The 23,168-nt window shown below is 34.0% G+C and carries 18 protein-coding genes and 3 tRNA genes; 12 read left to right on the forward strand and 9 right to left on the reverse strand.

Annotated elements, in window-relative coordinates; translation table 11 throughout:
* Positions 1 to 24 precede the first annotated feature (24 nt).
* From ASC72_RS08915 to ASC72_RS08925, 3 genes are all read right to left on the reverse strand, one after another.
* Positions 25 to 3,165: a DEAD/DEAH box helicase gene (locus ASC72_RS08915; protein ID WP_056189942.1), complete on the reverse strand. Its 3,141-nt coding sequence runs from the start codon at positions 3,163 to 3,165 to the stop codon at positions 25 to 27.
* Entirely contained in the window at positions 3,162 to 3,557 is a 396-nt protein-coding gene (locus tag ASC72_RS08920) for a (deoxy)nucleoside triphosphate pyrophosphohydrolase (protein ID WP_371258449.1), read from the reverse strand. Before ASC72_RS08920 ends, ASC72_RS08915 begins: the two co-directional genes overlap by 4 nt.
* 652 nt (positions 3,558 to 4,209) lie before the next feature.
* Positions 4,210 to 6,684 (reverse strand): AsmA family protein, encoded by a 2,475-nt coding sequence (locus tag ASC72_RS08925; protein WP_056189945.1) that lies wholly within the window; start codon positions 6,682 to 6,684, stop codon positions 4,210 to 4,212.
* 243 nt (positions 6,685 to 6,927) lie between these two features.
* Here ASC72_RS08925 and trxA point away from each other — a divergent pair, with 243 nt between their 5' ends.
* The 6 genes from trxA (at position 6,928) to ASC72_RS08955 (ending at position 12,971) form a co-directional block, all read left to right on the forward strand.
* Complete coding sequence (gene trxA, locus ASC72_RS08930) at positions 6,928 to 7,245, forward strand: thioredoxin (RefSeq protein WP_012023423.1); 318 nt, start codon at positions 6,928 to 6,930, stop codon at positions 7,243 to 7,245.
* A gap of 392 nt (positions 7,246 to 7,637) precedes the next feature.
* Positions 7,638 to 10,214 (forward strand): M1 family aminopeptidase, encoded by a 2,577-nt coding sequence (locus tag ASC72_RS08935; RefSeq protein ID WP_056189948.1) that lies wholly within the window; start codon positions 7,638 to 7,640, stop codon positions 10,212 to 10,214.
* On the forward strand, positions 10,211 to 11,137 hold the full coding sequence (locus ASC72_RS08940; protein WP_056189951.1) for a DUF58 domain-containing protein: 927 nt from the start codon (positions 10,211 to 10,213) through the stop codon (positions 11,135 to 11,137). The genes ASC72_RS08935 and ASC72_RS08940 overlap by 4 nt, the downstream gene beginning before the upstream one ends.
* A gap of 86 nt (positions 11,138 to 11,223) precedes the next feature.
* A tRNA-Asp gene (locus ASC72_RS08945) sits at positions 11,224 to 11,297 on the forward strand.
* A 562-nt stretch (positions 11,298 to 11,859) separates the two neighbouring features.
* Positions 11,860 to 11,933: transfer RNA gene (locus ASC72_RS08950), tRNA-Asp, on the forward strand.
* A gap of 378 nt (positions 11,934 to 12,311) precedes the next feature.
* The gene (locus ASC72_RS08955; RefSeq protein WP_056189955.1) at positions 12,312 to 12,971 is read left to right on the forward strand and encodes an HAD family phosphatase; all 660 of its coding nucleotides are present in this window, start codon (positions 12,312 to 12,314) and stop codon (positions 12,969 to 12,971) included.
* A 180-nt stretch (positions 12,972 to 13,151) separates the two neighbouring features.
* On the opposite strand, the gene ASC72_RS08960 is transcribed toward ASC72_RS08955, so the two are convergent.
* From ASC72_RS08960 to ASC72_RS08980, 5 genes are all read right to left on the reverse strand, one after another.
* Entirely contained in the window at positions 13,152 to 13,574 is a 423-nt protein-coding gene (locus ASC72_RS08960; RefSeq protein WP_056189957.1) for a hypothetical protein, read from the reverse strand.
* 56 nt (positions 13,575 to 13,630) lie between these two features.
* Positions 13,631 to 14,209 carry a DUF1080 domain-containing protein gene (locus ASC72_RS08965; RefSeq protein ID WP_241775664.1) on the reverse strand — a complete coding sequence of 193 codons (579 nt, stop codon included), beginning with the start codon at positions 14,207 to 14,209 and terminating at the stop codon, positions 13,631 to 13,633.
* Between the two features lie 131 nt (positions 14,210 to 14,340).
* The gene (locus ASC72_RS08970; protein ID WP_131725800.1) at positions 14,341 to 14,823 is read right to left on the reverse strand and encodes a hypothetical protein; all 483 of its coding nucleotides are present in this window, start codon (positions 14,821 to 14,823) and stop codon (positions 14,341 to 14,343) included.
* A 128-nt stretch (positions 14,824 to 14,951) separates the two neighbouring features.
* Entirely contained in the window at positions 14,952 to 15,356 is a 405-nt protein-coding gene (locus tag ASC72_RS24005; protein ID WP_131725801.1) for a hypothetical protein, read from the reverse strand.
* 509 nt (positions 15,357 to 15,865) lie between these two features.
* Positions 15,866 to 15,947 (reverse strand) — tRNA-Leu (locus ASC72_RS08980).
* Positions 15,948 to 16,055: 108 nt separating this feature from the next.
* Here ASC72_RS08980 and ASC72_RS08985 point away from each other — a divergent pair.
* The 5 genes from ASC72_RS08985 (at position 16,056) to ASC72_RS09010 (ending at position 21,026) form a co-directional block, all read left to right on the forward strand.
* A complete protein-coding gene (locus ASC72_RS08985; RefSeq protein WP_056189970.1) occupies positions 16,056 to 17,444 on the forward strand; it encodes a dipeptidase in 1,389 nt (462 codons plus the stop codon).
* Between the two features lie 536 nt (positions 17,445 to 17,980).
* Positions 17,981 to 18,403 (forward strand): hypothetical protein, encoded by a 423-nt coding sequence (locus tag ASC72_RS08995; RefSeq protein WP_056190501.1) that lies wholly within the window; start codon positions 17,981 to 17,983, stop codon positions 18,401 to 18,403.
* An 18-nt stretch (positions 18,404 to 18,421) separates the two neighbouring features.
* Complete coding sequence (locus tag ASC72_RS09000) at positions 18,422 to 19,390, forward strand: DUF6624 domain-containing protein (RefSeq protein ID WP_056189974.1); 969 nt, start codon at positions 18,422 to 18,424, stop codon at positions 19,388 to 19,390.
* Positions 19,391 to 19,434: 44 nt separating this feature from the next.
* Positions 19,435 to 19,806, forward strand: a complete 372-nt coding sequence (locus ASC72_RS09005; protein WP_056189976.1) for a BlaI/MecI/CopY family transcriptional regulator — start codon at positions 19,435 to 19,437, stop codon at positions 19,804 to 19,806.
* On the forward strand, positions 19,803 to 21,026 hold the full coding sequence (locus ASC72_RS09010; protein WP_056189978.1) for a M56 family metallopeptidase: 1,224 nt from the start codon (positions 19,803 to 19,805) through the stop codon (positions 21,024 to 21,026). The genes ASC72_RS09005 and ASC72_RS09010 overlap by 4 nt, the downstream gene beginning before the upstream one ends.
* 181 nt (positions 21,027 to 21,207) lie before the next feature.
* Here the strand turns inward: ASC72_RS09010 and ASC72_RS09015 are convergent, their stop codons facing one another.
* The gene (locus tag ASC72_RS09015; RefSeq protein WP_056189980.1) at positions 21,208 to 22,572 is read right to left on the reverse strand and encodes a saccharopine dehydrogenase family protein; all 1,365 of its coding nucleotides are present in this window, start codon (positions 22,570 to 22,572) and stop codon (positions 21,208 to 21,210) included.
* A 192-nt stretch (positions 22,573 to 22,764) separates the two neighbouring features.
* On the opposite strand from ASC72_RS09015, the gene ASC72_RS09020 reads away from it, so the two are divergent.
* Positions 22,765 to 23,151 carry a DUF423 domain-containing protein gene (locus ASC72_RS09020; RefSeq protein WP_056189982.1) on the forward strand — a complete coding sequence of 129 codons (387 nt, stop codon included), beginning with the start codon at positions 22,765 to 22,767 and terminating at the stop codon, positions 23,149 to 23,151.
* The last annotated feature ends 17 nt before the right edge of the window (positions 23,152 to 23,168 follow it).

Below are 23,168 nucleotides of genomic sequence, written 5' to 3' on the forward strand. Positions count from 1 at the left end.
ATTGAAGTTTTTTTGTTTTAAAAACTAACCTATCGACATTTTTGCAGACTCTGTCCAAAGGTAATTTGGTATTGGTTCATTTAGTTCCCATTTTATATTCATTGGTTTTGAACCTTCAGTTTCTTTAAAAACACCTTCTCCAATAAAAACATATCCGAGTGTGTTTCCATTTTCATCTTTACCTTTTTCTCTGACAAAAAGTAATATTTTTTTATTTCTTTCAAGATGTTTTATGTATGAAACTCCTTTGTCAGTTTCTGGTCCATAAGCATTATGTGACTGCCAATGAAATAATGTCTCATTTATTGCATAGTCCTCATACATAGTTGTAGGAGAAAAATCCTCTTCAGATTTAATTAAATTGATAAAAAGTATTTCAGTATTTAAACTTTTGTTTTCGGCGGCACCTTCTCTATTAGATGATTTTTTATCAAATGTACTTAGGCCGAAAGCTACTAATATTTGATCTCTTGTATAACGTGCATGCAACTTTAATGGTTGGTCATAAGGTAATTGAATGTCAATTTCTTTAAAACCAATTTTATCAATTAATATTTCTAAAACTTCTATAATTTCATTAACAAGAGTTTTGTTTTTTCCTATTTGGACTATACTTTTTTCCAAAGAATCGAATCCACCAGCATTTTGCCAGACATCATAATGTAGCATTAGTAACATAGTTTTTTGATTTTCGTCAAAATCAGAAATTCTAATGTTGAAACCTTTTCTGGCAATCATTAAAATGAAATTGAAATAACTAGTAGAGTTGGTAGATAACCATTTTTTATTGATCGCAGAAAGTATCTGTTTTTCATTAGTGTTTTCAAAATCTTTAATTATTCCTGCTCGTTGTAGTAATCTAGACCAGCTATCTTTTTTATAAATCGTTTCAATAGGAATATGGTATAGCCCAATAAAATTATTTAAAGTTAATGGCAATTCAGTTTGATGTTGAAAATTTGTGATTTTAGTTATTAATTGATTTACATTTAAAGATGTTGCCTTTTTTATGTTTTCAAGAATTGTTTCTTTTACTTTTTTCTCCAAAACAACAGAACAACCTAAAGGTAAATGTGGAAAGTCATCTTCAATTTCTTTTTGAACAGATGTTGTCGTTTTGCCGATTAAGGCTCTAAATTTGTTCTCAAAATCATATTCTGGTCTTGAATTTCCAACAAAATCTAAAACAGTCAAACAATCTTTTCCTTCTGCCAAACGCAAGCCTCGGCCTAACTGTTGAAGAAAAACTGTCAAGCTTTCAGTTGGTCTTAAAAACAAAACGGTATCAATTTCAGGAATATCTACACCTTCATTGAAAATATCAACTACAAATAAATAATTAAATTCTTTTTTCTTGAATTGCTCTCTAATTCTATCACGATTGTTAGAATTTTGAGCAGTTAAATATTCTGCTTTTAAACCCGCTAAATTGAATTTTTCTGCCATAAAAGTGGCATGTTCTATTGTCACACAAAAGCCAATAGCGCGCACATCATTTATGTCATTCGTGTATTTATTTAGGTTGGAGATTATTTCTCCAACTCGTACATTGTTTTTTGTATACAAACTTGTTAATTCGCTTGCTACATATTTGCCTTTTTCCCAATTTACATTGGTTAAATCAATACTGTCAGTAATTCCAAAATACTGAAAAGGGCATAATAACTTTTTATTTAATGCCTCAGGTAATCTAATTTCAGCAGCGATACGATTACAAAAATCCGCCAAAATATCTGCATTATCCATTCTTTCAGGAGTTGCGGTGAGTCCCAAAAGCACTTTTGGTTTGAAATAATTTATTATTGGTCTATATGTTGCTGCAGAAATATGATGCACTTCATCAACAATGATAAAATCATAATATTCAGGAGAAAGTTTAATTTCTTTAAGTCTATTGTTTAAAGTTTGAACAGAAGCAAAAACATATTCGTTAGAATTTGTTTCTATACCATCAACCCATAAATCTCCAAAATTATTATCTTTTAGAATGCCTTGAAAAGTGGTTTTTGCTTGTTGTAAAATTTCTTTTCTATGTGCAACAAAAAGTAATTTTGATGACTTATTGTTGTTTTTAAAATTTTTATAATCAAATGCAGAAATAACCGTTTTTCCTGTTCCTGTAGCGGCAACTAAAAGGTTTCTGTTTCTATTATGAACTAATCTTTCGACTTCTAATTTTTCAAGGATTTCACTTTGATAATGAAAAGGCTTGATGTCGAAATATGTTGTTGAAAAAGTATATTCCTTTGAAAATCGGCCTTGTTTAAGAGCCTCAACTAATTTTTCAGAATGAATGTTGATGTCGTATAATTCAAAGTCTGCATTTTGCCAATACGCTTCGAATGTTTTTTTAAATTTATCAATAATATGTCCGACTTCTTTGGTTGTAACTTTTAGATTCCATTCTAATCCATCAGTTAAAGCTGAACGAGAAAAATTTGAAGAACCAATATAACCAGTATGAAACCCAGTATTTCTTTGAAATAAATAAGCTTTTGCGTGTAAACGTTCATTTCCTGTATTATAGGAAACTTTTACTTCTGTATTATTTAATGATGCTAAGAATTCAATTGCTTTTGAGTCCGTTGCACCAATATAAGTAGTCGTAATTACTCTTAACTTTCCACCTCTTTCTGTAAATTCTCTCAATTCACGTTCAAGAATTCTGATTCCTTTCCATTTAATAAACGAAACCAATAAATCAATTTTATCAGATGATAAGATTTCCTTTCGCAATTCACTTTCAAGTGTTGTTCCAGAATTACCTCCTGTAAAGAGTTCACTATGAATAAGTCTAGTGTAAGGAGTAATTTCTTTTAAATGCAAATCTAAGTCCGTGAAATGTGTGTCTATTTTTGTAAAAACAGCTTTTAAAATTTTTCCTTCTGTTTCAATTAAATCATCTTCGAATTCTTCTTTTTTAAGTTCTTCTTTTAGAAATAGAATAATCTTATTTGCAATTTCAATTTGTGTCTCAATCGCATCTTCACCTTTAATTAGTGTGAAAGCATGTTTTATAGTATTACCAATATGTTGGGATAAAATCTGAGCTGCTTCTGCTTTATCTATTGGAGTTTTTTTTACTTGAAATGTTTCTTTATCTAGCTCGTTTATTTTATAGTTTATTAGTTTAGTAACTAATTCTTCATATAACCCTTGGTTCATATTTCAAGTTTTAAAAATTCTTCAACGATTGGTACATCTGCTTCAGCCCAATCAAGATTTAATAATTCAGATTTCTCTAACAATTTATAATTTTTGTGTTCTGCTAATTTAATTTCACCGGAAAGATAGTGAGCTAAAAAAGGAATTAAATTAATTTTAAAAGTACCATAATCATGAACACTATGGGAAAGTTTTTTTAACACTGTGATTTCTATGTTTATCTCTTCTTTTATTTCTCTCTTAATACAATCAACTTCATTTTCATTAATTTCTAATTTGCCACCGGGAAATTCCCATTTTAAAGGTAATTTCATTTTTTCATTTCTTTGGGCAACTAATACTTTATCATCTTTTAAGATAATTGCACATGTGACATTTATAATTTGAGACATTTTGACTACGATGTTTTGCAAGCGAGAATTAATATTTTTAATAATAATGAAAGATAATCATTATTGAAGATGTTTCGTTTCTCTTATTATAAGAATTTAAGCTTTCTCATGAAACCAAGTCCCTTAGCCCTGATAGAAGCGGTATCCTTTTTAGGCCATCGGAAATATCTCGCTTACCGTAAATGATCTGCCTAAAAAGATACAAGTGGATAGCAGGAAATAGCTCCTAATTAAAAAGAAATTCCAAAATTTAAATTCCAAATTCCAATTCTTTCTTGTGTTCTGTGCTAATCTTTATCGAGTTTCTTGCGAGGATTTCTCCTTCGTCGAAATGACAAACTGGGTGTTTATACACGGGTGTAATGGCAACCTTGATTACACTATAGTGCCAATCTTTGGCGAGTTTCTTGCGTGGCTCTTCGACTTCGCTCAGAGTGACAAACTGGGCTATTAGTATGCTTTATTATTAGACTTTAGTGCCAATCTTTGTCGAGTTTCTTGCGTGGCTCTTCGACTTCGCTCAGAGTGACAAACTGGGTTGTTAGTATGCATTATTATTAGACTTTAGTGCCAATCTTTGTCGAGTTTCTTGCGTGGCTCTTCGACTTCGCTCAGAGTGACAAACTGCGTGTTGTTAGGCGTAATAAATGGATTACCTATCTTTTTTATTCTTCCCCTTATCCTTCTTCCCCCACTTAATTTTCATTTTCCCACCATCATCAACGGCAAGTAAATGCAGGACAATGCCACGGTCGCGGACGGCGTCGCGTTCTGCTTTGGTTGCCATTTTGGCGTCGCCTTTGGAGTTTCGGAGGGGTATGGTGAGGGCTAAATTGGTGCCACGGCCAAAGGAATAAATACCTTCGGCATCGAAGTTGAGCACGCTGGAACTTATGGTGAGTTTATTGACATCGACGAGTTCTCCACGAAGTTTGAAATCGCCGGATAAATCGCTGAAGGTGATGTTTTCGACATCGCGAAACGGAAACGCAAACTTGCCCACTTTCATAATAGGTTCAAAGTTTACTAAAGCGCCATGAACGACATTGAAAGTCAGATTTCCGTGTGCCGAATTCGGGACCAATTCGCCGTTGCTGTTGATCATACCGGTTAAATTGGCATTGCTGGTAAGTCTTCCACGGATGTTATTTGGAGAAAACGATTTGATTCCGAAGTTGCTAAACGACTTTAAAAAACGGGTAATATCTACCTGATTGACCTGTGCGTTGGAGGCGAAACTATAATTTTTGCCAGTTGGAGAAAGTGTGGTGCTAAAATTAATGCTTCCGTTACAGGTTTGCAGTGAGCCGTTTTTGATCACCAATCGGGAATCGATCATCTGGATTTGGGCTTTGGTGTTGGTGGCGGTCAATTTATTGTACGTAATTTTATCGGCTTTGAGGTTAATGTCGACTATACATTTTTCGATCGCGTTGCGCAATTGATACGACATAGATGGTTTTTTGGAAGTTACTTTCTTTTTTTGAGAAGTAGCCAGAACGCCCAGAAACTGTTTGACATCGATATTGGGGCAATAGATATTCCAGTTTACGACCATCTTTTCAGGAGCATCGTAATAGAGATTCAGGAAATTATTGATTCTTCCATCTATATAAATAGTGTTGTTTTTGTGCTTGTAATCAATTTTATTAATGATTAAAGCTTCTTGCGTAAAATCAAGTTTCACATTGATTTTTTCGGCGTGAACGTTTTTAGGAATAAAATGGAAAGAAACGTTTTTAACGTCTACATTCCCAATAAAACGCGGTTTGGTGATGTATAAATTGACAATGTCAAACTGAAATTTTAAGTTAAGCGTGGCGTGGCCTTCGGTAAAATGAATCCATTTTTCGGTGTTTTCTTCGTTGATAACCGGAAGATCAAAATCAGAATTTACGATTCCGGTTGCCAATGGTTTTTCGAGATTGTTGATCGATAATTGCGCAATTTTAAGCGGTACATTTCTGTATTTTGCAGAAAAACGCGTTAGGATTATAGCCGAATTAGCATCATTAAAGCCTTCTTTTGGTTTGAAATTATTGGTAAAAATACCTTTGAAATTACAATCGGTCAATAAGCCATCCGGAATACTCAATTCGTTATTGTGCACTTCGGCCTGAACGACGATTCTCGGATCACCTTCGGCATTAAAATCGCCTTTGATGTCGCAATTCACATCAATTTCTTTTTTTAAATTAAAATGGTTCAGCTTCGAACTGATGTTTGCCGATAATAAATTAGAAGCATTTTGCCATAAAATTGTAGTGCTGATATTAATGCCGAACAGTGCGCTGCCTTTGGCTAAATTGAAAAAAGCCACAATATCAAAGGAATCGGATCCAATTTTTAAATCATCCGTTTTAACATCTATTTTTTCTCTTTCGGCCGAATAAGAAACAGCGAAAGTTCCTTTGAGCTGTTTTTGTTTGGCAAAACTTCCGTGAACAGTATTAAAAGCCAAACTGGTTATTTGAGTGTCTAAAAACACATCGGTTTCCCAATCGTCTCCATCATAATTTACTTTTGATTGTAAACTGGCCACATCAAAATCAAATAATTTATGCCCCACATGATTGTCTAAAATAAAATGAACTTTGCTGAGGTCGACCTGGTCAATTGTGGTTTCGGTATCGGTTTTATTTTCGGGTGTTTTTTTCTTTTTTGGTTTAAAAATGTCAGAGTTTGAATACCCATTTTCGGCTTTATACAGATAAATCTGGGCGTCGTTGATCAGGATTTTATGAATGCTGATTTCCTTTTGCAATAAACTCCAGACGTTTAAACGCACTTCTATTTCTTTGGCTTTTAGTAAAGTATGTTTATGGGTTTTCCATTGTTTGTCTTTGAGTTCGACCTCTTTTAAGGCTAAAGTGAAATTGGGTAAACCGGTTAAAAATTTATATTGAAAATCGCCAATATGAAAATCGCCATTTATATTGTCGTTGATTTTGGTATTGATTTTGGCCATTATTTCGGTTTTGTTCCGATTAAAATAAATGGACAGTCCGCCACCGGCAAGAAGTACCAATGCGATAAGTCCCAAAACAAAAAAGCCAAAACGTTTAGCGTATTTTTTAAAACGTGCCGATTGTAAAAATTGTTTTATTTTATGTAAAGATTCTTTCATTTGGACGAATTTTCTTAATCATTAAAGATATGATAAAAATTAGTGCCGTTTTTAATAATTTGGTTTTCAATTTATTATGTTGAAATAGTTTTTTGAATAACTGATATGTAAATTATATAACTATTGACAATGCATTTATAATCAAAACTAATTTGGGAATGGTGTTTCATTCGTATTTAATTTTTAAATTTGTACTCTAGTTTGAAGATTAATAATTCAGACATAATTTAAACCTAAGATATTATGGCATTAGCAATAACAGATGCTACTTTTGACGAAGTAGTTTTAAAATCAGATAAACCGGTAATGGTAGATTTTTGGGCAGCATGGTGTGGTCCTTGTAGAATGGTTGGTCCGATCATTGACCAATTGAGCGATGAGTACGCAGGTAAAGTAGTTGTTGGTAAGGTAGATGTAGATGCAAACCAGGAATTCGCTGCAAAATATGGTGTGCGTAACATACCAACCGTTTTGGTTTTTCATAACGGTGAAGTAGTAGGAAAACAAGTAGGAGTTGCTCCGAAACAAACCTACGCAGATAGTTTAGACGCTTTGTTGTAATCGTAAGATTATAATTTATATAAAAGAGGTTTGACGAAAGTCAAGCCTTTTTTATTTTAAGGGTTTGCCACGAATTATAAAAGGTTTGCCACGAATTGCACGAATTTCCACGAATTAAAAATGGTTTGAAATTGGCCCTTTTTTTTACCACAAATTACACTAATTTTCACAAATTAAAATATTTGAAAATTAGGACGGATTTTTGCCACAGATTAGAAGAATTAAAAAGATTTTTTAATCTGTAGCAAAATAAAAAATTTGTGGAAATTAGTGTAATTTGTGGTAAACCCTTTTTTTAAGTGTAATCAAAATGAAATTCGTGCAATTCGTGGCAAACCCTCTTTTAATCCGAATCCTTTTTTTATTTTTAACGAATCTTATATTTCTTAAAAATGAAAATCCGCTACAGCTTTCTTTGTCTTTTTACTTTTATTACAATTGGTTTTTCGCAATCCAAACAAAATGGCAATCTTGTTTTAGAAAATGGCGTTTCAGAGCAAATGGCTATTTTTCGTAAACATCAAATTTCTAATGTTTCGTACGGATTGTCTTTTGAAATTCCGAATCAGAAAGAGCAGGATATTATTTCTACTTTAAATTTGGATTTGATTTTATCCGATTTAAGTCAGCCTTTGTATTTGGATTTTAAGGAGAAGACGGAGAACATAAAATCAGTTTCAGCAAACGGGAAAAATATCGTCATTTTACACGAAAAAGGACATATTGTGATTCCGGTTGAAAGTTTGATTTCAGGAAAAAATACGATTACTATTTCTTTTATAGCAGGCAATTTATCGTTGAATCGCAACGACGATTTTCTATATACTTTATTGGTTCCGGATCGGGCGAGTACGCTGTTTCCGTGTTTTGATCAACCGGATATTAAAGCGACTTATAAATTGAGTTTAACGGTGCCAAAGGATTGGTCGGTTTTGGCTGGAGCCGATATAAAACAGAAAGTCGAGAAAGGGGATTTTACGGCCTACACTTTTGGAGAATCAGACAAAATGAGTACCTATTTGTTTTCGTTTGTAGCTGGAAAATTCAAAAGCGTAACACAGAAACCGGGCAATTTAGAAATGACGATGTTGTATCGTGAAAATAATCCGGAGAAGATTCAGGTTAGCACCGATACGATTTTTAAATTACACCAACAATCTTTAGAATTCTTAGAAAAATATACCAATTATAAATTCCCATTCCAGAAGCTGGATTTTGCTTCGATTCCTGTTTTTCAATATGGCGGAATGGAACATGTTGGGGCGATTCAGTATCGCGAATCGACTTTATTTCTAGATAATAGCGCCACGGACAGCGAAAAATTAGATCGTGCAAAATTGATCGCGCATGAAACTTCGCATATGTGGTTTGGCGATTTGGTGACAATGAAATGGTTTGATGATGTCTGGATGAAAGAGGTGTTTGCGAATTTTATGGCAGACAAAATCATGAATCCAATTTTTCCCAAGGTCAATCATAATTTGCAGTTTTTTTCGGCGCATTATAATAACGCTTACGCGGAAGATCGTTCGTTGGGCACACATCCAATCAAACAGCATTTAGCCAATCTGAAAGATGCCGGTTCACTTTATGGAGCAATTATTTACAACAAAGCGCCAATCATGATGCGTCAGTTGGAAGCTTCGATGGGGAAAGAAGCGTTCCAGAAAGGAATTGAGAAATACATTAAAAAATACTCCAACGACAATGCGGACTGGAATAATCTGGTTGAAATTCTGGATGCCGAAACGCCGCTCGACATGCAAAAGTGGAGCAAGGTTTGGGTGAATCAATCGGGCAGGGCTATTTTTAGTGATAAAATAGAATATGATGCTCAAAACAAAATCAAGAAATTTGAAATTCAGCAAAAAGCAGAAGACAAATCAGGAAATGTCTGGCCTCAGGTTTTTCAAATTGGATTGGTTTATTCGGATAATGTGAAGGTTTTAAACGTCAATATAAAAGACAAGAACCTTCTTTTGAAAGAAGCTGTCGGACTTGAAAAACCGAATACGATTATTTACAATTATAATGGTTTTGGATATGGTGTTTTTCCGCTTGACGGGAATCATTTAAATGCTATTTCAACCTTGAAAGATGAGGTTGCAAGAGCTTCGAGTTACAGTAATCTTTATGAAAACACTTTAATTGGAAACCTTTCGCCGATCAAAGCTTTTGATTGTTTTTTGAGAGGAATTCAAACAGAAGAAAATGAGTTGGTTTTAAAAATTGCCTCCAATAATCTGAATTCAATTTTTTGGAGATTCCTTACCGAGAAGCAACAGCATAAAGTTCAGCAACAACTTGAGGCTATTTTATATGAAAGATTGCAAACGAATTTGACAAGTAATATCAAAAAGACGTTGTTCAATTTATTCAGTTCTATTGCCTACTCAGATTCGGCGAAAGCCAAATTATATCAGATCTGGAACAAAGAAGTTTTGATTTCGAATTTGAAACTAAACGAAGACGATTACACCAATATCGCGATGAATCTGGCCATATTCAAACATGAAAAAGCAGATGAAATTCTGGAAAGAACCAGAACAACCATCACCAATCCGGACAAACAAAAACGATTCGAGTTTTTGCTTCCTTCGTTATCTAAAGATGAATCGGTTCGTAACGCTTTTATGGAATCGTTAAAAGAGGATAAGAACAGAGAAAAAGAAGCCTGGGTTTCGGTTGGTTTGGCGAATATTCATCATCCGCTGCGTCAGGAAAGTGCGCAGCAATACATCCGATTTTCATTAGATTTGACAGAGGGAATTCAGCGCACCGGAGATATTTTCTTTCCGAAAGACTGGCTGAATAATACGATTGGGAAATATTCGTCGAAATATGCTTTTGATGAAGTGCAGCGTTTCTTAAAAGAAAACCCTAATTTTAGTCCGATATTAAAACGAAAATTATTTCAGGCGACAGACGGTTTGTACCGCGCTCAAAATATTAAAAAAGAAACCGAATGAAAATTGAATCGGAAATAGAAAAAGTCTCCAGTTTTCAGCATCTTGAAATGCTGGCGAATCAGGTTGTGGAAGGTTTTATATCCGGAATGCACAAGAGTCCGTTTCATGGCTTTTCGGCTGAATTTGCCGAGCATAAAGTCTACAATACCGGAGAAAGCACCAAACATATCGACTGGAAATTATTTGCCAAAACCGATCGTTTGTACACGAAACGTTTTGAGGAAGAAACCAATTTACGCTGTCATCTTATTGTCGATAATTCGTCGTCGATGCATTATCCGGAATTAAAATCGAACCAGCCATTCTATGAAAAAAAGATTGGTTTTGCAGTTTTGGCTTCGGCCGTTTTGATGAATATTTTAAAGAAACAGCGCGATGCCGTTGGTTTAAGCGTTTTTTCCGATAATTACGAATATTACGCTCCCGAAAAAGGAAGTGATCGTCATCATAGAATGCTGCTTAACAAACTGGAGCAATTATTAGAACAGCCAAAAGTCAAAAAAAGTACCGATACTATTACGTATTTGCATCAGATTGCAGAGAAAATGCACCGCCGTTCGATGATTATTTTGTTTACTGATATGTTTCAGTCAGAAGACGATGAAAAGCTTTTTAATGCCTTGCAACATTTAAAACACAACAAACATAAAGTAGTTTTATTTCATGTGGTAGATAATGAAACCGAGCTCAAATTCGATTTTGATAACACGCCAAGGAAGTTTATTGACCTAGAATCGGGCGAAGAGGTGTCGATTTTTGCCGATAATGTAAAAGTAGAATATGAAAAAAGGGCAGAAGCGTACTTTAAAACCCTGGCTTTAACCTGTGCCAAGAACCAAATTAAGTACGTTCCGGTCAATGTTGGTGATAATTTTGAAAAAATCCTGACTACATATTTAGTTGAAAAACAAAACTTTGGCTAAGGATTTAAAAATATATTTATTTTTTTTTAGCAAAATACTTGCAGAAATGAAATTCTGTACTATCTTTGCAACCGCAATAACGCAGAGGTTTGGTAGTTCAGTTGGTTAGAATACATGCCTGTCACGCATGGGGTCGCGGGTTCGAGTCCCGTCCAGACCGCAATATTGGGGAAAGCCTTTCTTTTAAGAAAGGCTTTTTTGCCCAAAAATGGTATCTAAGATTAGTTGTGTTGTTTGCTACGACTTTGTAACTCGTAGCTGGTTTAGTAGTTAGACCAATGAAAAGCTTTCCACTTTTGTGGATGGCTTTTTTGATTTACGACACTTTTGATTTAACCGCAGAGGGGCGCTATCGGGATACGCAAAGTCCGTAAAGTTTTTTAAAGCTTTGCGGACTTTGTTGTTTATAATGATTTATTGAATTGGATTTTTATACATAGCCCGTGGTTTCAACCACGGGGACACAATCATGGTCACAATCGGTATCCCCGTGGTTGAAACCACGGGCTATGTTTAGCAAGATGATGGATGTTTCTATACGAAAAACCTTTGTCAAAGTTTCAAACTTTGACAAAGGTTTGCGTATTAAATTAGAATTTGGTCCCGAAGCCTCGGGATAAAATATTGGAATTTAGTCTATTAAAAGATTCTCAATTTTAATTCCTAAAAACCCTTGCAGAATCAAAGTTCTATTGTATTTTTGCAGTCACAATAACGCAGTGGGTTTGGTAGTTCAGTTGGTTAGAATACATGCCTGTCACGCATGGGGTCGCGGGTTCGAGTCCCGTCCAGACCGCAATATTGGGAGAAGCCTTTCTTAACGGAAAGGCTTTTTTGTTTTTATAGGGATTTATAACTTAACCGCAATCCCGATAGCTATCGGGAGCTAAAGATTTACGCAAGGTTCGAAAAGTTTTTTCTCATTTTGCGTCATTTAGATGGAAGAGAAATCTCTGCAACGAGAATCCAATCTTTATAAAGCTTTTCACTAAGATTTCTCGTTTCGAAATTGACAAACAGCACGCTTAATGATTCCTTTAAAAATAAACTTTGCGCCTCTGCGCCTTTGCGAGATTAAAAAAACTCTCCGAATTTCCGCGAAAAACCTCCGCGAATCTCTGTGAAATAAACCTTTATTACCTATCTTGCAGCCGTTAAAAAAACAAAATATACAATGAAGCAGCAATGTGTGATTTTTGATATGGATGGCGTTATTTGTCACACGAATCCACATCATGCAAAAGCTTTCGAGGCATTTTTCGATAAATATCAAATTCCTCACTCAGAACAAGAGTTTGAGGAACATATGTACGGAAAACACAACGGTTATATCATGTCGCATTTCTTTAAGCGCCCTATTACCGGAGAAGAACTAACAAAACTCGAAGACGAAAAAGAAGGAATGTTCCGTGAAGTTTATAAAGATAAGGTTGAAACGATTCCGCATTATTTGGAATTTTTAAGCGAATTGAAATCTCGTGGATTTAAAACAGCTGTTGCAACATCTGCGCCGCGTGCGAATTTGGATTTGATTGCCAATGTTTTAAAACTAGACGAAAAAATGGATTCGATGATGTCAAGCGAAGATGTAAAAGCTCATAAGCCAAATCCGGAAGTATATCTAAAATCGGCAGAACGTGTTGGAGTTGCTCCGTCAGATTGTGTTGTTTTTGAAGATTCTTTTTCAGGAGTTACAGCGGGTTTAAATGCAGGAATGAAAGTAGTTGGTGTTTTGAGTACACATACAAAAGAACAATTGCCTCCGTGTGATTTTTATATCAATGATTATAGTGAAGTTAATGTGGATAAGGTTTTGGAATTATTGAAGGGCTAATAAATTCCAATTCACACACAGTTTGTCATTTCGAGGAACGAGAAATCGCACCTGTGGCTCTACAAAGATTGGCGATTTTGATTGCGGAGTTCCTAGTGTGATTTCTCGTTCCTCGAAATGACAAACCAGACGGATTTATCCTGAACTAAAAATAACCTTCAGTTTAACTGGAGGTTATTTTTAGTTTTCTTCCCAAAACATTTTTTTATTATGCTCTACCAGATATAAACAGACGTTTCCTTTTTCATCTATTTGTTTTTTTAAATCAAAGCTATAGGATCCTTTAGATTTTGTATTTCTTCCCGTACCGCACCAGCTCCAATTGAGTTGATGTGTTTTTTTATTATTTATAATCGAGATAATTTGTTCGTATGGGAGTTCATCATCAAAGCGGAATTCTTTAAAGTCAATATATTCTGTTGAACTATTACTTTTCAGATGTCCAATCAAAGTTCCTGCTACAATTAATGAATCAAGATCTTCTCCAGTTTTGTTGTGGAATTTTACATGAATGTTTCTAAAATTTATAAAACTACTTAAGATGATTAAGCTTAATAATCCCACAATAAACAGTTCGATCTTTCTCTCTTTGGATATTTGCATCTTCTTATAGTTTTTTTATTTTTTTAGATAACAGAAAAAAGATTTTAGCCAAAAAATTATTCGTTCTTAATCCCTTTTATCTTAATATCCCTGAAATCAATTGGTGAGCGCTCATAATTCAAAGAAATTTTACCTTCTGTCGAAGAAGCCTCCGTACACTCATTTACCAATTTTCCGTTTAAGTATTGTGTAATTATCCCGTTGAAAGACATAATAATAACAGAGTTCCATTCACCATACGGATTCTCATTGGCTAAAAACTTAGGAGAAACAACACTTGATCCGGCTTCAATTAATTTTCCATTTACTTTTGCCGTTACCTGATCCAGGAAAATAAAATCACCCGTAGTATTTTCTTTTATTTGAAACTGAATTCCTTTTGGCCAAATTTTGTCAGATGCATCTAGCGGAATATTATACATTACACCGCTGTTTTTTGTGCTGGTTGTTTTGTATTGCTCTTCCAAATTCCATCTGTATTCTAATTCAAGTTCAAAATTTTTATAGCTTTTTTTGGTCATCAAACAGCTATTGTCATTTCCATGCATGCGAATCATTCCGTCTTTAAACTCATAAATTTCTGATGGTTTTTGTTGTGCTGTATTGGCTTTAGTAAAAGCATACCAATCATCCATTTCTAGGTTTTTTTGCTGAACGGCACAGGAACTTAAAATAAAAAGAATAATAATGGGGGAAAGTGTTTTTTTGAACATATGTAAGCGTTAAAATGAATTATCTTATGGTTTTGTCGGTTTTTATTAAGTAGTTAACAACCACATTCTCCATAAAATGCCTTTATAATTGTTTTTCCATTGTTATTTGTCAATTTGATTTTACCTGTTTTTAAATAAGTTTCATCGCCATTTTGTTTTCCATCTTTCACTTCAAGTGTCATATTTAAATTTCCACTTTTGTATTTTGCTATAGTATTCAAAGAATCAATTTCTTTAAAGTCAGTTTGGATAAATTTAGTTAAAATTCCATTTACTTTTAAAAATGACGTTTCTGCAAAGTTATTAATGTAAATGTATTTTTCTTTTTTGAATTCTAATGAGTCATTAGAAAAATAGCAGGAACATCCATCAATTTCAGGAGGGAAAGTAGAAAATGTATCAATAGACAATGCTGAATTGCTAGTAGTTGTGTTTTTTTTCTGTGATATATTTTTGTTGAAGTTATTTCTTTGGCAAGAAGTCAAAATTATTATTACAATTAAAGTGGTTGGGATAAATTTGTTTTTTGACATCATCTTTTGTTCCGTTTACTATTGGTATGTTAAAAAATATTCACGTAGGTTTTTAGTTTTATTTCTGAAAGAAACGACTTTAACCTGAAACGTATATAAATATTTAAAATTCTCAGAATTATAGAATACTTCTAGCGCATCCATCCTTCAATTTTATAATTTTTGACAAATAATTTTCGTTCTGTTTTGCCATTGTCTGGTTTGAACCAAACTTCGAATCTTGCTGCATATGGATCTCCCCAATCACCTTCGTAAATTGTAAAATCATCGGTTGTGCCAAACTTTTTAATACTATCCGTGGGATTGTAAATTTTAACCGAACTGCTTTTTGGTAATCTTTCATCAGAAAGTGCTATATTTTGAGTAATCTCAAAAGCTTTTAAATAAACTGTCCCACGTTCTATTTTTCCAATCCAAAAATCATATTCATAAAGTCCAGGTTGGAATGAATTATAAAGCTGAAATTCTGTTTTACTTGCAGTTTTATTTGTTATGCTGTCAGGTTTCGTAAAATCATTTCCTGTATCAGACTCCATGTTAACAGGGTTATCAATATTTATGTTTTTTGGAATTTTTAAATTTTTAGCCCAGGTGTCAGGTGTTTCTTGTTCTATAAAAAACAGAGTAACAATGTATATTATAGTTATAAATACTGTTCCTCCAAATAAAAATAAGGTTATGATGGTTTTGAGCCATTTTCTTTTTGATAATTGGTAAAATATGGAGATTAATAAACTTAGTAATGCTAATCCAAATATTATAAAACAAATAATCTTAAAAATAGAATTTTCAAAAATGCTCGAGAATATCAAAAGTAGAATAGAAATAATCCAAAAAAGTATTGGTTTCCACCAGTTATTAAAAAAAAATGAAAAATACTTTTCCATCATTGTTTCCTCTTTTTTTGTTTTGTTGCTCTACCTTGAAAAGGATTGACAAGATAAAATTTTATGCCAAATGTATGAAAGAATCTAATAAAACAATAAGTGAAAACATAAAGTGTGTAAAAACAAAAAAGCTTCTGATTTCTCAGAAGCTTTTTAAGTGCGGATAATAGGACTCGAACCTACACGCCTTGCGGCACCAGATCCTAAGTCTGGCATGTCTACCAATTTCACCATATCCGCGTAATTGTGGGTGCAAAGATAAGCATAAGTTCGAATTTTCAAAGCAATTTTGAAAAAAAATATTAATTCTCTTTTTTGTATTTTTGAATTTCTATAAAAATCTTTTAAATGGAAAACATAAAGTCATACGTTCAACAACATAAAGATCGGTTTATCAATGAATTGATCGAATTATTAAAAATTCCGTCGGTTAGTGCCGACACCGCATATTCGCAAGATGTTATCGACACAGCAGCCGCTGTAAAAGAAAGTTTATCAAAAGCAGGCTGCGATTTTGTCGAAACTTGCGACACTCCGGGTTATCCAATTATTTATGGAGAAAAAATAATCGACCCAAAATTACCTACCGTTTTAGTTTACGGACATTATGATGTTCAGCCGCCAGATCCAATGGAATTATGGACATCACCACCATTCGAGCCTGTTATCAAAAAAACCGAAATTCATCCGGAAGGAGCAATCTTCGCGCGTGGTGCCTGCGACGACAAAGGGCAGATGTACATGCACGTAAAAGCGTTGGAATATATGGTACAAAGCAACACTTTGCCTTGTAATGTAAAATTCATGATCGAAGGCGAAGAAGAAGTAGGTTCAGCAAGTTTGGCCTGGTTCGTAGAACGCAATCAGGAAAAGTTGAAAAACGATGTGATTTTAATTTCTGATACGGGAATGATTTCTAACCAACAACCATCAATTACGACAGGTTTAAGAGGTTTGAGTTATGTTGAGGTCGAAGTTACAGGTCCAAATCGTGACCTGCATTCAGGTTTATACGGTGGAGCAGTGGCGAACCCAATTAATGTTTTGGCTAAAATGATCGCTTCATTGCATGACGAAGACAATCATATTACCATTCCTGGTTTCTACGATAAAGTACAAGAATTATCAACTGAAGAAAGAGCCGAAATGGCCAAAGCACCTTTCAGTTTAGAAAAATATAAAAATGCATTAGCGCTAAACGATGTTTATGGTGAAAAAGGATATGTAACAAACGAACGTAACTCAATTCGTCCAACATTAGACGTAAACGGAATCTGGGGCGGGTATCAGGGAGAAGGAGCAAAAACAGTTATTGCGAGCAAAGCTTTTGCTAAAATCTCGATGCGTTTGGTTCCAAATCAGGATTGGCATGAAATTACAGAACTTTTTACTAAACATTTCACAAGCATTGCTCCGGCAGGAGTTACGGTAAAAGTAACGCCGCATCACGGAGGTCAGGGTTATGTTACGCCAATTGACAGCATTGGATATCAGGCAGCCAATAAAGCGTACACTGAAACATTTGGAGTTCCTGCAATTCCAGTTCGTTCAGGAGGAAGTATTCCGATTGTGGCTTTGTTTGAAAAAGAACTAAAAAGCAAAACCATCTTAATGGGCTTCGGTTTGGATTCTGATGCCATTCACTCACCAAATGAGCATTTCGGAATCTTCAATTACTTAAAAGGAATCGAAACTATTCCGTTGTTTTACAAATATTTTGTGGAATTAAGTAAGTAAGGTTTTGCCACGAAGGCGCTAAGACGCTAAGTTTTAATATATAAAATCCGTTCAGAAATGAGCGGATTTTTTTTGTTCCCACAACTTTGGAATTTGGTCCCGAGGCCTCGGGATTAAAATTGGAATTTCTTTTTTAGGGCGTTCCCTCCGGTCGGGCTTTCGGCTATATCTTTTATTCCGTTCCACTTCATAAAAGGATACCGCCTCAAATATATTCACTGAACTCCAATGACAAATAAAATTTAGTGAAGTAATCCCTAACGCGCACTCAGGTAAGTTGAAGTTATCAAGTTCTAAGCAAAAAAAAATCATTCCTAAAGACTCAGGATAGCATTTCTTTCCCATCTCTTATAAACCCAATCTAAGCTGGGTACTAGTAAAAAACTTTGTGTCTTTGAGCCTTTGTAGCAAAAAAAACCTCAAAACCTTAGCAACTTAGTCCCTCAGAACCTTTTTTCAAAAAAAACTTGCACATTAAAAATTTATCTCTACATTTGTAGAACAACATCTATGAGTGTAGAGTGAAAAAAGAAAGTATGCGTTATCTATTTATGATATTTTTTTTCGGAATGCTGCTTTCAGGCTGCAAAAGCAAACCCATCAATCAGAAGATCGATCATAAAAAAGAAGGCGTTTGGCTTGATGACTACACGCAAGATAATGTCAGATACAAATCGTTTGAATATTATAAACATGATGAACCTGTAAAAAAGTGGAAATCCTACATTGGAGGGAAAATCTACAAAACAGAGAAATACAAAAACGGAATCTGTACGGTTAAATATTATTATGAAAACGGAAAAGTACAATCAACAGGAAAAACTAAAATAGAAACTAATTCAAAAGAAACACATTGGTTTTACTTCGGAGATTGGAAATTCTATTCGGATAAAGGAAAATTAATTGAAGTCAAAAAGTATAATAATGGCGATTTGATCTCGGAAAAAAAAATCAAATAAACTATTAACTTTAAACCTATGAGAAAAATAATTGCTTTCTTTTTTATCGTAATGAACATTAGTTTAATACAAGCACAGAACTATAAAGATTTTGTTCAAAAAGCAGACTCATGTTATAGAGCAAAAGAGTATAAACTGTCAGTTGGTTACTATGAAAAAGCATTTAATATAGAGCAAAAAAAAGCAACAGATTTGTACAATGCATCTTGTTCTGCAGCTTTATTAAAAGAGGATAAAAAAGCATTTGAGTGGTTAAATCTTGCAATCGATAATGGTTATGAAAATATAACATATTTGCAAAATGAACGTGATTTAGAACCTTTGCATGTTAAAAAAGAATGGGAACAAGCAATCGGTAAACTTCAAAAGAAGTTGGATATTATTGAAGTAAATTACGATAAACCTTTGCAAAAAGAACTATTGGCTATTTATGTAGACGATCAGGAGATTCGTAAAGATTTTATGAAAATTTACAAAGAGAAAGGTTCCGGACATAAGCTAGTTGATAGCATTGGTAAAATCATGATCTATAAAGACAGTCTGAATTTAATTAAAATCAGTAAAATTTTAGACGAAAAGGGTTGGGTTGGAAAAGATGTTGTAGGTTCACAGGCCAATCAAACGCTGTTTTTAGTGATACAACATGGAGATTTAAAAACGCAGCAAAAATATTTGCCCATGATGAGAGAAGCAGTAAAAAAAGGAAGTGCAAAAGCTAGTTCGCTGGCACTTCTTGAAGACAGAATTGCTTTAAGAGAGGGCCGAAAACAAATTTATGGAAGTCAGATTGCAACAAACTCCATAACAAAAAAATCATTTGTTTCACCGCTCGAAGATCCTGATAATGTAGACAAAAGACGTGCAGAAGCAGGTTTAGGACCAATAGCCGATTATGTAAAAAAGATGGATATAATTTGGGATGTTGAAGCCTATAAAAAAGAACTCCCTGAACTGGAAAAAATAAGTCAACAAAAAAAATCAAAATAAAACTCAGTACCTTAGAATCTTAGCAACTTAGAACCTTATAAAAAATGCAATTATCAAACTCAGAAGAACAATTAATGGAACATCTTTGGAAGCTTGAAAAAGCTTTCATGAAAGATTTGCTGGAAGCGTATCCGGAACCAAAACCTGCAACGACAACTGTTGCCACGCTTTTGAAAAGAATGATCGACAAGAAATTTGTTGCTTATAACGAATTCGGAAATTCGAGAGAATATTATCCGCTGGTTAAAAAGACAGTTTATTTCTCGAAACACGTAAACGGATTAATTAGTAATTTCTTTAATAATTCGGCTTCACAATTTGCTTCTTTTTTTACTACCGAGACGAATTTGTCGACGTCGGAATTAGAAGAACTTAAGAAAATAATTGATTCAGAAATTAAAAAGAAGAAAAAATGATAACCTATCTTTTAAAATCAGGAATACTGCTTTTGGTTTTTTATGCCGTTTATAAATTGCTTTTAGAAAACGAAAGGATGCTTCGTTTCAATCGCGCTTATTTGTTAGGGAGTTTAGTTTTTAGTTTGATAATTCCGTTGCAAATTATTTCGTTTGAATCTGATTTCTCCAACAAAACCGGACTGATTCAACTCGATGAATTGGCGATTCAAAAAAACAGTGAAAATCTTGCATCGATCTCCTTAAATGATTTTTTAACTGTTTTAATAGCCGTTTCTTATGGCGTGGTGGCTTTGTTGTTAATGCTTCGGTTTGTTTTGAATTTATATTCATTTTATAAAAGAATAAAAAGAAATGAAGTGCAATTTGTAAAGGGGGATAAAGTGGCTCTAATAGACGAACCTATTTTGCCGCACTCTTTCTGGGATACAATCTTCATCAATAAAAATGAATTTGAAAATGGTAAAATTCCATCAGAATTAATAGCACATGAAAAGGCGCATTTAGATCAAAAACACACGTTGGATATTCTTTTTATTGAGATTTTACAGATTATTTTTTGGTTTAATCCGCTTCTTCTTTTCTACAAAAAAGTGATTAAACTGAATCACGAATTTTTGGCAGATGAAGCCGTAAATAAGCAATTTGGTTCGGTTAGAAATTACCAGAACTTATTGCTGCATTTTGTCTCCAATAAAAACACAATTTCGCTTGCCAGTAATATCAATTATTTAATAACTAAAAAACGTTTACTAATGATGACCAAAAAAAAATCTCCTATTAAAGTTGTTCTAAAGGTTTCTGCTGTAAGTGCTGTGTATGTTTTATTGCTATTTGTTTTCAGTGCAAAATCGATGGCACAAACAGGTGCTAATAAAGGAGAGGTTAAAGAAAAAGATTTATACACGATGGCTTATATAGAAAAGACACCGGAGTTTCCTGGAGGAATTGCCGAGTTCTATAAATTTGTCGGTAAAAATTTTAAAACACCAGATGCGGCAGTAAAAGATAAGTTTGAAGGAAAAGCTTATATGCAATTCATTATTGAAAAAGATGGAACCTTATCTGATATTAAAACGGTAAAAGATGCTGGTTACGGAATAGGCGATGAGGTAATTCGGGTATTAAAACTTTCTCCAAAATGGACGGCGGCAACTTATCAGGGAAAGCCTGTTCGTGTAATGTATAGTTTGCCAATAACGATTCAGGCCGCGAAATAAGTTTTGAAAAAAAGGGGCAAAGGAACATAGGTTCAAAGGGACAAAGGTTATAAAAAAGAGAACCTTTGAACCTATGTCACTCTGCACCTTTGAACCTCAAAAGAAAAAAATCCGCTTCCAGACATTAGAAGCGGATAAAATTAAAAACTAAAAAAAAATTCTCAAAAAAAAGTAATCTGAACTAAAATAGGTCCGGATTATATCCAAAGTAAGGCATGGTTTGTTCGTTAAAAACAACACCATACTCTTCTAATTCTTTTAAAATTGGCAAATAAACTTCTTTTTTAATAGGAAGCTGTACGCCGGGAGTTGTGATCTTTCCATTCAAAATCAATAAGGTAGCCATAGCAACCGGAAGTCCGACAGTTTTTGCCATTGCAGTATAGGTTTGGTCGTCTCCAATACAAACCATTTTCGAATCGATTTGTGTTTTTTCGCCATACAATTCATACCCGAATTTATGGTACATCACAATCATATCTTTGTCATCTGGTGCTAATGTCCAGCTGTCAGACAATATTTTTTCTAATATTTGGGCAGGAGTGGCATTCGGTAAATTCACTTTTTTGTCCGGATTAAATAAGTCCAGTTCCAAAAGTTTGTCCCACATAATATCGTCCTGATCAATCTTTAAGATCAATCGCATTTTAATTTCAACAGAATCCGTTGGATGATAGGGCAAGAAGGAGTTTGTAAATTGTCGGTAACTCATGTTTTCAGAATCTTCCATACTATAGCTGTCATCTGTCATTCCGAGTTGTACAAACATATTCCAGGCTTTCGAAAAACCAACCCTTCTGATGGTGCCTCTGTATAAAGTCAGTACGTCATCCAATCCATAAATTGAGCGATATTTAAGCGAATCACGGTTGGAATAGGCTTCAAATTTACCGTAGCCTTCTACCTCAAGAAACTCTGTTCGGCGAAATAAACTTCCGTATGGAATGTATTTATAAGTACCTTCCTGTATAAATTTTGCTGCACCACCCTGACCCGCCAATACTACATTTCTTGGTGCCCAGGTAAATTTGTAATTCCACAAATTGGTATCTGATTCCGGAGCTACCAAGCCGCCACAAAACGATTCAAAAAGCAGCATATTGCCACCTTTTGACCTAATTTCATCAATAACTTTCATGGCACTCATATGATCGATTCCGGGATCAAGACCAATTTCATTCATGAAAATCAGATTGTTCTTTTTAGCTTCTTCATCAAGTGCCATCATTGCGTCACTTATATAAGAAGCAGTTACAAGATGTTTTTTGAACTGAAGACAATCTTTTGCAATTTCTATATGTAAATGAGCCGGCAACATCGAAATCACGATAGAGGCGCTTTCTATCGCTGCTTTTCTTTCGTCGGTATCAAATATGTTTAAAGCAATGGGAGTAGCATTAGGATGGTTTTCTGTCTTTTTTTCGGCTAAAGCCAATGATAAGTCGGCTACAATAAGATGTAGATTTTCGCTTTCTGATTTTGATAGTAAATAACGTATCAATGAAGAGGCTGATCTTCCGGCTCCGACAATTAAAATGCTTCTCATGTTTTAAATATATAACACAAATATATTAAATTGTTACAAATATAACAATTGAAATGATTTAAAAAAATGAATTCTTTTTTATTTCTAATAAAAAAGTAAAGGATTCTTTTTCTGCAAAAAGATTCTGGAAAGTAAAAAGCTTTTTGAATACTTTGAAGTATTTTTGCTTTAAAATTAAAAGTATAGAAAATTATGAAAAGAAGAATCATACTCACTGGTGCATTTATTGGAATGCTGGCTATTATTTTAGGCGCTTTTGGAGCACATCTTCTAAAAAAATACTTATCAGTTGAGCAGCTGGTTACTTTTGAAACCGGAGTCCGTTACCAGATGTATCATGCTTTCTTTTTGCTTTTTATTTCAACCCGAAAAGAGTTTACTCCCAAAGCTTTAAAAACAATCTATAATTTAACGGTTGCAGGCGTAATTCTGTTTAGCGGTTCTATCTATTTATTAGCTACAAAAAATCTTACATTATTCGATTCTAAAATTATCGTATTCGCAACACCTTTGGGAGGTTTTTTATTAATTCTCGCTTGGTTGGCATTATTCGTTAGTATTTTTAAGCAAAAATCATAAAATACAGAATAAAAAAT

It is taken from the genome of Flavobacterium sp. Root420 (assembly GCF_001427905.1).
Taxonomy (GTDB): Bacteria; Bacteroidota; Bacteroidia; order Flavobacteriales; family Flavobacteriaceae; genus Flavobacterium.